The following is a 13,220-nucleotide window of genomic DNA, read 5'->3' as shown; positions in this document are numbered from 1 at the left end:
CCCGCCTCTGGTTGCCACTGGAGGCGGGTATTTTTATACATCTAACTCATCAAGTATGTTTTCCCTACTTTGAGTTTGTTCTTGAATGAAAGCGAAGCGATGTTCGGGTTTTCTACCCATAAGGTGTTCTACTCTCTCGTTGGTTTTGTCTAGATCGTCTTCTTCTATAATGACTTTAAGCAGCACTCTGTTTTCGGGATTCATTGTGGTTTCTTTAAGTTGCGCCGGTGTCATCTCACCAAGCCCCTTAAAGCGTCCCACCTCTATTTTTGAGTTTCCTTTGGCGTGTTTGGCGATAATTTTTTCTTTTTCTTTTTCATCCTGTGCGTAATAGGTTTTATTGCTTACGGTTATTCTAAATAGTGGTGGGCGAGCGATAAATAAATGTCCACCATTGATTATTTGCGGCATTTCCTGATAGAAAAAGGTCATAAGTAAAGAGGCTATATGCGCGCCGTCAACATCCGCGTCGGTCATTATCACGATTTTCTCATAGCGTAATGCCGATGGTGTATAATGAGTTCCGCTGCCACAACCAAGAGCTAGCACAAGGTCTGATAGTTCTTGGTTGGCTTTTATTTTGTCAATAGTGGCGCTTGCGACATTTAATATCTTTCCACGCAGTGGTAATATAGCCTGTGTCTCACGGTTGCGTGCTTGTTTCGCGCTTCCTCCCGCCGAATCGCCTTCTACGATAAAAATCTCTGTGCCCTTGTTAGTAGAGCGTGAGCAGTCAGCGAGTTTTCCGGGAAGGCGCAAGCGGGTGGTCGCCGCCTTACGACTTACTTCTTTTTCGAATTTACGACGTAAGCGTTCTTCTAGTCTGCTCATTATCGCCTGAATAATTTTGCCGCTATTTTCAGTATCACCACTTAAATAGTGATCAAAATGATCCCGCATAGCGTTTTCCACTAGTTTTGAGGCTTGGGTGCTGACTAAGCGGTTTTTGGTCTGTCCTTGAAATTGTGGATCTTTTATAAAGAGTGAAAGGACGATGACCGCACCACCTAAAATATCTTCCCCTTGCGCTTGCGCTATTTTTTTATTGCCGGTAAGCTCACCATAAGCTCGTATTCCTTTATTTATCGCCGAGCGTAGCCCTGATTCATGAGTGCCTCCATCGGGTGTTGGAATGGTGTTGCAATAAGTAGTTATGTAACTTTCCTCATCTGTTGGCCAATCAACTGCCCATTCTATACGTCCCATCTTGTCGGCAAGATCCGCTTCTCCGCAAAAAGGGCTAGTGGTTATAGTTTCTTTTCCCTCAAGCTTTTGTGACAGGAAGTCACGTAGACCGTTAGGGAAATGGATGGTGTCTTTAGCTGGAACATCACTATTTTCTGTAAGTAATGATGGATCGCATTTCCAGATTATTTCCACACCACGAAACAGATAGGCTTTGGAGTTAGCTAGTTTGTAGAGTTTCTCAGGGCGAAATTTAATTTTGCCAAATATCTCACTGTCAGGACGGAAGGCTATGGTAGTTCCTCTACCTTTGGGGGCTTCTCCCATTTTTTTAAGTTTGCCATCAGGCTCGCCTCTGCTGTATGATTGACGGTAGATGGTTTTATCACGCACTACCTCAACTTCTAAATAATCGGAAAGAGCGTTTACTACTGATATACCAACACCGTGCAGACCACCGGATGTGTCATAAACCTTGCCACCAAATTTGCCGCCGGAGTGAAGCGTGGTAAGGATTACTTCTAAAGCTGATTTTTTTGGGAATTTAGGGTGTGGGTCAACTGGAATCCCTCGTCCATTATCACGTATGATAATGATGTTATCAGGACGCATCTCAAACTCAATACGGCTGGCGAATCCAGCGACTGCCTCATCCATTGAGTTGTCAAATATCTCATTTACTAGATGGTGCATCGCGGTTTCATCGGTGCCACCAATATACATACCCGGACGACGGCGCACTGGCTCAAGCCCTTCTAAAACTTCTATGTCATCAGCGGTGTATGAATTGTCTTTTAATTTCTTTTTATCAGCGAATAAATCGGTCATGTTTTTTAGATTTCATTAAAGTAAAATAGTATTTTTGTTGTGGGGACAAGAAACGAGGTCAGTAGATTTTCACGGAGACAAAATAAATCACAGCCATACCAATAGCAGGAAATATATTTTCTGCAAGCGGGTAGTGGTGGTGATTTATAGAGTTATTGCTAATGTGAGGCTAATTTTATGGATGAATTTAGATAATGTAATAAATGGAGATGTGAATATAAGCAAAAGTGTTGTGGTGATAATAAGATATATGAAGCGTTCACGAGAAGGTACGCTGCCATTCTTGAATCGTCTGGCTAATTCTCTATCATTTATGAAGTTCATGGCTTTTATTTCTCTTTTTGTTTATCCTCATCATCAAAATTCATACCCTTAAAAAGATGATTTTTCGCTAGGAATCCGTACACCAGATAAATGGCTACAAGCCCAGTGATAGATTGCTGTATGAATATTGGCAACATAAATGGTAACCCTGCTATGTGTTGCAATATTAGCACTATCAATAGAAAGCATATTAAAGATCCAGAGGTTAGTACGAATACATCTTTACCTGATGGTTTTCTCCGCTCTTCCTTCATAAAATAGATGATGGCGATTAGGGCGGCAATAAATATTATAAGGATTTTAAGAGCTGGTATTTTTATACCAAAATACAGCGCGAGACTGCCTACCGCTATTACTTCAGCCGCGTACAATAAAGAAAATAGTAATATGGTTTTTACGTGTGACTTGTTTAGCATGATCTATTTTTATTTAATATTTGATGTGAAATATAGAGTATTGTTTGTCTGTAACAAGAATATATTTGTATGTCTATAACCAGTAAATATACCGCAGCGCAGCATATAATATTTCATTAATTGCTTGCAAAATCTTCAGATTTTCGTATCTATGGTCTTTCTATTTAACTTTTTTGGGAAAAAGCTGAATAGGCGCTCAGACGCCGCTGAGGCTTACGCCGCACGGGCGGCGGGCAGCGGTCGCAGCCTTGTTATCTGAATAATGGTTTTTTATTTCAGATGGCCATGTTTGCGAATATTTGTTATACGTTAAATATTACGAGGTGCTTAATGGCTAAAGCGGCAAAGAAAACTGCTGATATGACTTCCAAGAACGATGTTTCGGTTGGTAAGGAATTATTGTTAAAATTATATAAAGAAATGCTTTTGATTCGGCGCTTTGAGGAAAAAGCGGGGCAGCTTTATGGTATGGGGCTTATCGGTGGTTTTTGTCACTTATATATCGGGCAGGAAGCAGTGGTTGTTGGAATGCAAAGTTGTATAACCAAAGACGACGCGGTTATAACTAGCTATCGGGATCATGGGCATATGCTGGCTTGTGGTATGGATCCTAAAGGCATAATGGCGGAACTTACCGGACGGATTGATGGATTTTCCAAAGGTAAGGGTGGCTCTATGCATATGTTTTCCACCGAGAAACATTTTTACGGTGGTCATGGAATAGTTGGCGCGCAGGTTCCGATAGGTACAGGAATTGGCTTTGCCCATAAATATCGTAATAATGGCAATATAAGTCTGGTTTATTTTGGTGATGGCTCGGTAAATCAAGGGCAGGTTTATGAGTCGTTTAATATGGCGAGTTTGTGGAAGCTTCCGGTTATTTATATTATAGAGAATAATGAGTACGCTATGGGAACAAGCGTGAAGCGCAGCCACTCAACCACCGAACTTTATCGCAGGGGAGAGGCTTTTGGAATTACTGGTAAACAGGTTAACGGCATGGATGTTGTCGCTGTTCGTGAGGCTGGTTTAGAAGCGGTGGAGTATGTTCGTTCCGGCAAGGGTCCATTCTTACTAGAAATGAAAACTTATCGTTATCGTGGACACTCAATGTCGGATCCGGCTAAGTATCGTAGCAAAGAAGAGGTCGCGGATTATAAAGAAAATCATGATCCGATTGAGACTATGAAAGCTAGGTTGATCAAAGAAAAATTCGCTGGTGAGGACTTGCTAAAGGAAATTGATAAAGAAATAAAAGCGGTGGCGAATGATGCCGCTGAGTTCGCAAAAAAATCACCGGAGCCGGATGAATCTGAATTATGGACAGATGTTCTTGCTTAACAGTAAAAAAATTGGAGCGGTTTTTTTGCTGTTATTACTAAGCGGGTGTTATTGCGCGGTAGGGGATTGGGATAATTCTAGGAATGCGTCAGAATATTTAGGATATTGCTGGGATGAGTTCAGCGAAGACTATGAGGATGATGGGTAATATTCAGTTGAGGATTGTTTGCAAAGTTGATTGACAGCGTACGTACGTGTATGATGTTATGTTATGAAACAGGAAATCACGGTCACTGAGCTTAGGAGTAATATATACGCCATTATTGATGGGGTAATAAATACCGGCGAGCCGGTTACTGTGCACCGGAACAACCAAAACTTGACTATCAGTCTTTCCAGAAAAACAGGTAAGAAAAAGAGTAAACCTAAAATAAAGAATGACCTGTCAAAAATGAAAACCCTTCCTGATGCGTTGGTTGAAGATGACGAATTTTACCGTTCTATCGATTGGGAAAAATTGCTGGGCGGCTGGTACAGCAATGATATTGATATATGACACAATCTATTTTTATAGATACCAATATTGTATTGTGGGTTGTTAAGGGTTCTGCAAAGAATTTTAGCAAGCGGGTGAAAAAATGTTCTTGAAGGTGAGGTATTATACTCTCCTATAGTAAGGTTGGACGCGAGATGTGTTTGACTGGCTAATAGTGGCTGAAGCTACATTGTGCAACGCAAAATTAATAAACGATGATGAAAAAATCTTGCAACATTATAAGTATGCGGTATGGTAGAAGCTCATTTTTTGGGTAGCTTGGTATACAAAATAAAAAGTAAAAAGTAAATAGGAAATAAGGATTGTTTATGTCACAACAAACGGTAAGAGTCGCGTTAAGAGATGCTATGGCGGAGGAAATGCGCCGTGACGAGGAAGTATTTGTGATGGGTGAGGAAGTAGCCGAATATCAGGGAGCCTATAAGGTGACCGAAGGGTTGCTCGCCGAATTTGGTGACAGACGGGTAGTGGATACTCCAATTACAGAACATGGGTTCGCTGGTCTTGGTGTGGGAGCGGCGATGATGGGGCTTAAACCAGTTGTAGAATTCATGACGTTCAACTTTGCTATGCAGGCGATGGATCATCTAATAAACTCAGCGGCTAAAACTAATTATATGTCTGGTGGACAAATTCGTTGCCCAATTGTATTTCGTGGACCGAATGGAGCGGCTTCACGGGTGGCGGCGCAGCATTCACAATGTTACGCTAGCTGGTACGCGCACGTACCGGGTCTTAAGGTAATAGCTCCTTATGACGCTGCTTCTGCTAAAGCTCTTCTTAAAGCCGCTATTCGTGATCCGAATCCGGTTATATTTCTTGAAAATGAGATTTTGTACGGTCAGAGTTTTGACGTTCCTGACGATGATGACTACGTGCTTGAAATAGGCAAAGCGGAGATTGTACGTGAGGGAAGTGATGTAACTATAACAGCTTTTTCCATTATGGTTGGTAAGGCTCTGGAAGCGGCGGAAAAATTAGCAGAGGAAGGAATTAGCGCGGAAGTTATAGATTTGCGTACCATCCGCCCGCTTGATGTTGATACTATTGTTGAATCAGTAAAGAAAACCAACAGGTGCGTAAGCGTTGAGGAGGGTTGGGCAGTTGCTGGTATTGGCTCTGAGATTGCGGCTGTTATCATGGAAAACGCCTTTGATTATCTTGACGCTCCGGTAGCTCGTGTAGCTGGTGCTGATGTTCCACTGCCTTATGCCGCTAATCTTGAGAAGCTGGCTTTGCCACAGGCCGATCATATCGTTGAGGCGGTTAGAGAGGTTTGTGCTCGTGATTTGATGGTTGCTTGAGTTGTTTATATGAATCTTGCTGAGTTGCGCGCTAAGAAACCAGAAATTATGGATGTTGCTTCTAAGTATGGAGTTAGTGATATTTGGGTTTTTGGTTCACTTTTTCATCTTCTGGAATTCAAGGATAGAATAGAAAATATTTTATGTGGGAAAATAGATCTTGTCGAGGTTGATGCTGTAAAAAACCCTCTTCGTAAACGTTACATGCTTAAGGATGCGGTTCCTTTATGAGTAAGAAATTGGGCAAGAATCCTGAAGTTTATATTTGGGATATGCTCTATGAAATTGAGCATATTGAAAATTTACGCAGCGTGGTGATTTGTATGATCAGATGGTTGTTGTCATGCGGTTCTACGGTCTTTTACAGTTTTTGGAGAAGCTTGCAAACGTGTCAATGATGATATAAAAAGTAAGAATGAGCATATTACGTGGCAGAAAATTGTGGGTGTCCGTAATATACTCGGCCATGAGTATGAGGAGATAAATTTGCGGCGGATCGGTGAAATAATTAAGGACGATTTGCCTAAACTTAAGAATGATTTGTTGATTCTTTATAAAGAACTGACAGGGTGTGACTATAGTTATGATTAATTTTGTGTAAGGAGAATTATTATGAGAAAAAGTATATTATTTCCGGTTTTAGGTGCTAGTTTGTTGACTTCTTTTGCTGTGCTGGCTGAAGATAGTGCGAATGTCTCTATACAAGATATAGAAAAAGAATGTCCGATGGAAGAAAGAGTGACTGTTTCAGTCAATTTTAAGATTGGCGCTGATAGCGTGACAAAAGCAAAAGCGGAGTATGATAAGAGAATAGATGACGTTTCCAAATACGCTAAGGAACAAAAGATATCCAAGATAATAATAAGTAATGTAAATTATAATCTGCGTGGTAACAATAATCGTTATAACGGCTATAGCAGAGAATCATCTAGCTATTATTTAGATGGGAGAGCGACCTATAATCTCGGTAATTCATCTGATGCTTTTAAGCTTGCGGAATTTTTGGAAAAGAAAGATTTTGATGTAAGAGTAAATTACAATAGTAATAGAAAAACTGGTGGAAATTGCTATAAAATGATGAAAAGCTTCTAGTAATTTGATTTAGTAGTTAATATACAAAAATAATATCAAGAATAATGTAAAGAGAAAAAAATGCCTATTGAGATTTTAATGCCAGCTTTGTCACCAACCATGACAGAAGGTAATCTAGCTAAGTGGAACGTGAAGGTCGGCGATGAGGTTAAATCTGGTCAGGTTATCGCCGAGATTGAGACCGATAAAGCTACTATGGAGGTGGAAGCTGTTGATGAGGGTATTGTCGGTAAGATAATAGTTGACGCGGGAACGGAAGGTGTGAAGGTTAACCAACTTATCGCTCTTTTGTTAGAGGACGGAGAGGATAAATCGGTACTTGACAGCTATAAGCCATCTGCCGCCACTGCCGCGCCGGAAGAAGCAAAGCCAGAGACTAAGTCAGAGGCTTCGGCGGCACCGACTTCTACTCCAGCGTCGCCTGTTCCTTCTGTGGCTCCGCAACCAACCATATCGCATGGCGATAGAATAAAAGCATCGCCTCTGGCAAAGAGGATTGCCGCCACTGAGGGTATTGATTTGCATATGGTCGCTGGCACTGGTCCACATGGACGTGTCGTAAAAGATGATGTGATGAAGGCGATAGCTATGGGTGGTACTGGTGGTAGAGATAGAGTTCTGCGCAATCCGGTTGAGACTACCTCAATTCCAAATAATAACATGCGTAAGGTTATAGCTCGCCGTCTTACCGAGTCTAAGCAGACTGTTCCACATTTTTATCTGAACGTTGATTGTGAACTGGATAAATTGTTGGAAGTGCGCAAAGAGATTAATAGTGACGCGCAGGCAACGGCTGGAAAGGATAAAAAACCTGCCTATAAGCTCTCGGTGAATGATTTTATTATAAAAGCTACCGCTCTTGCGCTGAAGAAAGTGCCAAGCGCTAATGCTTCATGGACTGATGAGGCGGTGTTGCAATATAATAATGTGGATATTTCAGTGGCGGTCGCTATTGATGGTGGTCTTATCACACCGATAGTAAAAAACGCTGACCAGAAAGATGTAATAACTATATCAGGTGAGATGAAAGACTTAGCCGCTCGCGCTAAAATTGGAAAACTCGCTCCTGAGGAATTTCAAGGTGGTGGCTTCAGCATCTCAAATCTTGGTATGTTCGGAGTTAAGCAATTCTCAGCTATCGTAAACCCGCCGCAAGGTTGTATCTTAGCTGTGGGAGCTGGTGAGGAACGAGCAGTTGTTCGTGGAGGTAAACTGGAAATCCGTAATATGGTGGATCTGACTTTGTCGGTTGATCACCGTGTGGTTGATGGCGCGATCGGCGCGCAATTCCTACAAGCTCTTAAATATTATATAGAAAGCCCAAGCCTGATGCTATTATAAGTTTCTGTAGTCCCTGTGAAGACAGGGTTTTTGCCAGTTAATAGTTTTGGGAGTTTTTTTATGGTGGTTACTGACCTTTGAAAAAGAAAAATATGGTACTCATATATGATGTGTAGAAATTTTGTATTGTCTTTTCTATTTAATTTACTTTTGGTCATGCCGTTTTCTGGCTTTGCGTTTGGTAAAGAGTTGCGAGAAGCTCCTGATATTTCTTCCGCCCTTGTTGATTGGAAACAGGCGGTTGAGGGAAAATCGGTTGATAAGATATTATCTTTATATGACAAAGACGCTATTATGATCTCTACCTTTGTCCTTCAGCCAATGACCAAGCGTGAGGAATTAGTTGGTTACTACAAAAAAGTTATAGAGAATCCTGATGTACGGGTGAAAATAGAGGATACTCATCCTCGTCAGTTTGGTGACATGGCGGTAAATACTGGAAAATATGTGCTAAGTTACACTCAGGAAGGTGAGGAGGTGGTTGTTCCCGCCCGTTTTTCATTTGTCTATCAATTGCGTGATGGTAAATGGATTATAGTTGATCATCATTCATCTGCGGTTCCGGTTGCGGAATAAATAGAGGAAATGGTTATGAGTAAAAATGTGACAAAAGGTATGTTTAGGGTTTGGATAGTATTAACTATACTATGGGTAGGTGGTATGAGTTGGTATCAATACAAGGATGCTCAGAAATATAAAGATAGTGGTATAACCATTGCTTTATCTAAGGAATCACAGTTTAGGATTGATGAAAAAGGTATATCAAAAAATACCCAGTCAGATAGAGATAATTTGCAGATGAAACGTATGGCTATGATTTTTATACCGCCATTATTGTTATTAATTATGTTCCCAGTTGGTGTTTGGATGACTCGTGGATTTAAGGGCTAGACCATTTGTTTATAGGTTTATAGAAAGACAATTTATATAATAAGAAAAAGGAAGAGTTATGACAGAGAAAGTTAGTTTTGATACTGTGATTATTGGTGGTGGTCCGGGTGGTTATGTGGCGGCGATACGCGCGGCGCAGTTGGGCATGAAAACAGCGGTTATAGAAGCTAATCATATGGGTGGTATTTGTCTTAACTGGGGTTGTATACCAACAAAGGCTTTACTGCGTTCCAGTGAGATTTATTACTTGATGCAGCATGGTGAAGCCTTTGGTCTTACCGCGAAGGATATAAAATTTGACCTTAAGAAGGTTGTTGAGCGTTCACGTGGCGTGTCATCACAGCTTTCTAAAGGTGTATCGGGACTTATGAAAAAAAATAAGGTAACGGTAATTGACGGCTATGGAAAGCTTGCCGGAAAAGGTAAGGTGGTTGTTGAAAAAGATGGTAAGAAAGTTAGTGAGGTTACTTATAAAAATGTGATTCTAGCGACCGGAGCGCGTGCGCGTACCTTACCTAATTTGGAACCAGACGGAAAACTGGTATGGACATATAAAGAGGCGATGTTGCCTGATTCCATGCCTAAGTCACTTTTGGTAGTTGGTAGTGGCGCTATTGGAATTGAGTTCGCAAGCTTCTATCGCACACTTGGAGCGGAAGTAACTGTTGTTGAGGTTATGGATAGAATACTTCCGGTTGAGGATGAGGAGATCTCTAAAATGGCACAGAAATCTTTTGAAAAGCAAGGAATGAAAATTCATACGAAAACTACGGTGAAAGCTCTTAAGAAAGGTAAGAACAATGTTACAGTTACTTTAGAGACTGGTGGAAAAACCAGTGAGGTGACTGTTGATAGGGTAATATTGGCTGTTGGTATCGTTGGTAACGTAGAAAATTTGGGGTTAGAGGGAACTAAGGTAAAAGTGGAGAAAACCCATGTTGTAACCGATAAGTGGGGAGCGACGGGTGAGCCGAATGTTTACGCTATTGGTGATCTTACCGGCGCGCCATGGCTTGCTCACAAAGCCAGTCATGAAGGTGTTATCTGTGTTGAGAAAATCGCTGGCGAGAAGGGCGTGCACCCACTTAAGACAGAAAATATTCCAGGATGTACCTATTGCCATCCGCAGGTTGCGAGCGTTGGGCTAACCGAAAAAGCAGCTAAGGAAAAAGGTCACAATGTTAAAGTTGGTCGTTTTCAGTTCATCGGAAATGGTAAGGCGATTGCTCTTGGCGAGCCGGAAGGTTTGGTTAAGACTGTGTTTGACGCTAAAACCGGAGAATTGCTTGGCGCGCATATGATAGGCGCGGAAGTAACCGAGATGATTCAGGGGTATGTTATAGCGAAATCCGGTGAGCTTACTGAGGTAGATCTTATGCACACAGTATTCCCACATCCTACTCTTTCAGAAATGATGCATGAGTCAACTTTAGATGCTTTTGGTAAAGTAATTCATATGTGATTTATGGGCATATGTAATTTATGAGTAATAGAAAAGGTTTTACTCTTCTTGAGATGTCTATAGTGCTGCTGGTTATATCAGTGCTACTAGGTGGAGGTTTATTGATTTTTGATAAAGCTCTTAACCAGCGTCAGGTAGATGAGACGAAGATGAAGATGGATAAAATAAAGGAGACTTTGTTACATTACCGTCTGGCTTTTAATCGTTTGCCTTGTCCAGCTGACGCTACTGTGCAAATGGATGCCACCAGTAATAATTATTACGGTGTAGAAGCGCAAAATAAAGGAGTTTGTGATGGAACTCCGGCAGCTAACTTTTCAGTGGCAAGTAGTAGTGTTACCGGAGATACTGTTAATAATTCCGCTGTTATATCATCTATAAGTTCTACCACCTCACTTGCTGTTGGTACGTTGGTATCTGGAACAGGAATTCCAGCGGGTGCGAGGATTATAAGTATTGATAGTAGTTCGCAAATTACCATAAGCGCTGACGCGACGGCGACTGGTAGTGGTGTTACTATAAGTTATAATACTGTAGCTGGGGGAATGGTGCCGGTGAAAGCCTTAAAATTGTCGGATGATTACGCTATTGATGGTTGGGGTAGGCGTATTATGTATATGGTTGATGTGAATTTAACTACGGATGGAGCGTTTTCTCATGTGCCGGTTGATGATTCTTCTGTAAACCGTATAAAAATTAAAGATCCAGCATTAAATGATAAGGAGAATTCCGCCATATATTTATTATTAAGTTATGGAGAGAATGGGCACGGCTCTTATAACCGCAGCGGTAGTAGCAGTCGTTTTGTGAATTATAGTGGGGATAGTGACGAGCTTACCAATTGTAAATGCAACAGCTCAGCGACAGCTACCACCTTTACCGCAAGCTTCGTACAAAAACCATTAACTGATGATGGGTTTGACGATATATTATTTTATTCTACTCGTTCTGACTTAAGAGCTTCCTACGAATAGAAAATCCCCTTCTATATAGAAGGGGATTTTATCCATTATACTTATTATGAGGCATAATTAAAAAAGTGTGATGCTTTTTAGAAAGAATTGAGGAAAGCTTTTATAGCTTTTTTCTTTCTATGGAGTTTCAACCCACGGTGGATATTTATTCTTTCCTTGAGGTGAGAGAAGAAGCCTTCTAGATGGTTGGTTGTTGGCGGAATATTCTGTTCTGGAAATTCCTTGTATGTAAATAGCCTGTGCAGATTTTCTTGCACGGAATTATATGCAGAACGCGTCCTTCCGTGCGTAAATCTTCCACCCTTTTTGGCATTCAGGAATCCTTTGTGCTGCTCTGCCAGAGCGTAAAATTGAGCCACAAAATCTTCTGGTTCGGTATTGCATAATTTTTCCATCAACTCCTTCAAATCCTTTGCAGGACGGAGCTTTGGATTATTTCCAGTATATCGCCTTACAATCGCTTTTTGATGGAAAATACACATTTGAATTGGTACTCCACCAAGTGTTTTTCTGATGTTTTCATAAAACCCTTTGCGCCCATCAATGGTCACTGATTTGAAGCAATATCCTGCCTGCACAAGCTCATGCAAAGCTTCACGCAAATGCTTCACTGATTCGGTTTTGATCTCTTGGTAATAAATGATTCTGCTGCCATCATGCGCACAGAAATAGCCATATTCTCTGCCGAAGAAAGACGCATCCATGAGCAGGTTAATCGCTTCTTTTGAGGCAGGAAAAATTAATCCTTCTGCCCACTCAAGAGCATCAAATTCCTTGGTGAGCTTGGGGATGGAAATATCAAGAATGCTAGCAATTTCTGCTAGTGTTCGGCGTTTGTGCAGCCAGTCTAAATAGTAACGCTTATAGTCGGTTTTTTTGCCGCGCTTATCAACCCATTGATGTAAGCACAAGTTGCAACGATACCGTTTACGACCACGCAATTTGCCATTGCTTTTTATGCTGCTCAAACCGCATTTTACACAGCGTTTTTAGACACTTTTATAATCCTTTTTTAAAAATACAGTATATCGCATTGTTTTATAAAGCAATTATGCAGATTCTAGCATCACACTTTTTTAATTATGCCTATTATGAATAAAAACATTACATGGTTTTATTCAATTTTACGCTTGCTTCGCAGCGGAAGACCTTATCTTTCGGATAAGGTCTTCATACTTGTTTTGGATAATTTTTATCTAAAACAAGTATATTAATGATGGTATCTGTGATGACCACGATACTCGGCGTGGTGTTTGTTTCTTTGATGTTTATAGTAATTCCTATGATGTTTTTTATTTATGCCGCCATTGTAGTACGCCCCATAGTAGTATGGCTGATAATATGAGTAGCTGTATACACGAGGTGTTTCATATACCGGAACGGGAACTACTGGCGCGACCGCCACAGGAGCTGGTAAAAATAGACCAAAATGGAAAATACTGCCAGCTTTCGCGTTTGCTGAGGAGCCGATTAATAAACCACTACCTATTATTGCTGATAACATAATTTTTTTCATAATTTCCTCCATATAATATTAATAAAAATATCTTACTTCACAGTTTTTAT

General features: G+C 40.9%; 15 protein-coding genes and 1 pseudogene. 12 read left to right on the top strand and 4 right to left on the bottom strand.

Annotated elements, in window-relative coordinates:
- Positions 1 to 33 precede the first annotated feature (33 nt).
- Together parE and R3D71_09110 are read right to left on the bottom strand one after the other, a co-directional pair.
- On the bottom strand, positions 34 to 2,013 hold the full coding sequence (parE, locus tag R3D71_09115; protein ID MEZ5691807.1) for a DNA topoisomerase IV subunit B: 1,980 nt from the start codon (positions 2,011 to 2,013) through the stop codon (positions 34 to 36).
- Positions 2,014 to 2,342: 329 nt separating this feature from the next.
- Positions 2,343 to 2,753: an ABZJ_00895 family protein gene (locus R3D71_09110; protein ID MEZ5691806.1), complete on the bottom strand. Its 411-nt coding sequence runs from the start codon at positions 2,751 to 2,753 to the stop codon at positions 2,343 to 2,345.
- 360 nt (positions 2,754 to 3,113) lie between these two features.
- Between R3D71_09110 and pdhA the strand changes: the two genes are divergently transcribed.
- The 12 genes and pseudogenes from pdhA to R3D71_09050 all read left to right on the top strand — a co-directional run bounded on the left by pdhA (position 3,114) and on the right by R3D71_09050 (position 11,654).
- Positions 3,114 to 4,094: a pyruvate dehydrogenase (acetyl-transferring) E1 component subunit alpha gene (gene pdhA / locus R3D71_09105; GenBank protein ID MEZ5691805.1), complete on the top strand. Its 981-nt coding sequence runs from the start codon at positions 3,114 to 3,116 to the stop codon at positions 4,092 to 4,094.
- Positions 4,060 to 4,242 carry a hypothetical protein gene (locus R3D71_09100; protein ID MEZ5691804.1) on the top strand — a complete coding sequence of 61 codons (183 nt, stop codon included), beginning with the start codon at positions 4,060 to 4,062 and terminating at the stop codon, positions 4,240 to 4,242. Before pdhA ends, R3D71_09100 begins: the two co-directional genes overlap by 35 nt.
- A 63-nt stretch (positions 4,243 to 4,305) precedes the next feature.
- Complete coding sequence (locus R3D71_09095; protein MEZ5691803.1) at positions 4,306 to 4,590, top strand: hypothetical protein; 285 nt, start codon at positions 4,306 to 4,308, stop codon at positions 4,588 to 4,590.
- A 308-nt stretch (positions 4,591 to 4,898) separates the two neighbouring features.
- Positions 4,899 to 5,894: a pyruvate dehydrogenase complex E1 component subunit beta gene (locus R3D71_09090; GenBank protein MEZ5691802.1), complete on the top strand. Its 996-nt coding sequence runs from the start codon at positions 4,899 to 4,901 to the stop codon at positions 5,892 to 5,894.
- Positions 5,895 to 5,903: 9 nt separating this feature from the next.
- The gene (locus R3D71_09085; GenBank protein ID MEZ5691801.1) at positions 5,904 to 6,125 is read left to right on the top strand and encodes a hypothetical protein; all 222 of its coding nucleotides are present in this window, start codon (positions 5,904 to 5,906) and stop codon (positions 6,123 to 6,125) included.
- Between the two features lie 123 nt (positions 6,126 to 6,248).
- A pseudogene (locus R3D71_09080) lies at positions 6,249 to 6,485 on the top strand (HepT-like ribonuclease domain-containing protein).
- A 21-nt stretch (positions 6,486 to 6,506) separates the two neighbouring features.
- Positions 6,507 to 6,986, top strand: coding sequence for a hypothetical protein (locus R3D71_09075; GenBank protein MEZ5691800.1), 480 nt, complete (start codon positions 6,507 to 6,509; stop codon positions 6,984 to 6,986).
- A 60-nt stretch (positions 6,987 to 7,046) separates the two neighbouring features.
- Complete coding sequence (locus R3D71_09070) at positions 7,047 to 8,327, top strand: pyruvate dehydrogenase complex dihydrolipoamide acetyltransferase (GenBank protein MEZ5691799.1); 1,281 nt, start codon at positions 7,047 to 7,049, stop codon at positions 8,325 to 8,327.
- Between the two features lie 126 nt (positions 8,328 to 8,453).
- A complete protein-coding gene (locus tag R3D71_09065; protein ID MEZ5691798.1) occupies positions 8,454 to 8,903 on the top strand; it encodes a DUF4440 domain-containing protein in 450 nt (149 codons plus the stop codon).
- Positions 8,904 to 8,918: 15 nt separating this feature from the next.
- Positions 8,919 to 9,218 carry a hypothetical protein gene (locus tag R3D71_09060; protein ID MEZ5691797.1) on the top strand — a complete coding sequence of 100 codons (300 nt, stop codon included), beginning with the start codon at positions 8,919 to 8,921 and terminating at the stop codon, positions 9,216 to 9,218.
- Between the two features lie 58 nt (positions 9,219 to 9,276).
- A complete protein-coding gene (gene lpdA / locus R3D71_09055; protein ID MEZ5691796.1) occupies positions 9,277 to 10,680 on the top strand; it encodes a dihydrolipoyl dehydrogenase in 1,404 nt (467 codons plus the stop codon).
- Positions 10,681 to 10,700: 20 nt separating this feature from the next.
- Entirely contained in the window at positions 10,701 to 11,654 is a 954-nt protein-coding gene (locus R3D71_09050; GenBank protein ID MEZ5691795.1) for a prepilin-type N-terminal cleavage/methylation domain-containing protein, read from the top strand.
- A 77-nt stretch (positions 11,655 to 11,731) separates the two neighbouring features.
- Here R3D71_09050 and R3D71_09045 read toward each other — a convergent pair whose 3' ends face one another.
- Together R3D71_09045 and R3D71_09040 are read right to left on the bottom strand one after the other, a co-directional pair.
- The gene (locus tag R3D71_09045; protein MEZ5691794.1) at positions 11,732 to 12,622 is read right to left on the bottom strand and encodes a hypothetical protein; all 891 of its coding nucleotides are present in this window, start codon (positions 12,620 to 12,622) and stop codon (positions 11,732 to 11,734) included.
- Positions 12,623 to 12,864: 242 nt separating this feature from the next.
- Positions 12,865 to 13,170, bottom strand: coding sequence for a hypothetical protein (locus R3D71_09040; GenBank protein MEZ5691793.1), 306 nt, complete (start codon positions 13,168 to 13,170; stop codon positions 12,865 to 12,867).
- Between the last annotated feature and the right edge of the window lie 50 nt (positions 13,171 to 13,220).

The organism is Rickettsiales bacterium (genome assembly GCA_041396965.1).
Taxonomy (GTDB): Bacteria; Pseudomonadota; Alphaproteobacteria; order Rickettsiales; family SXRF01; genus SXRF01.
Note: the sequence above shows the minus strand (reverse complement) of the source record. Positions and strands in the feature narration are given on the sequence as shown.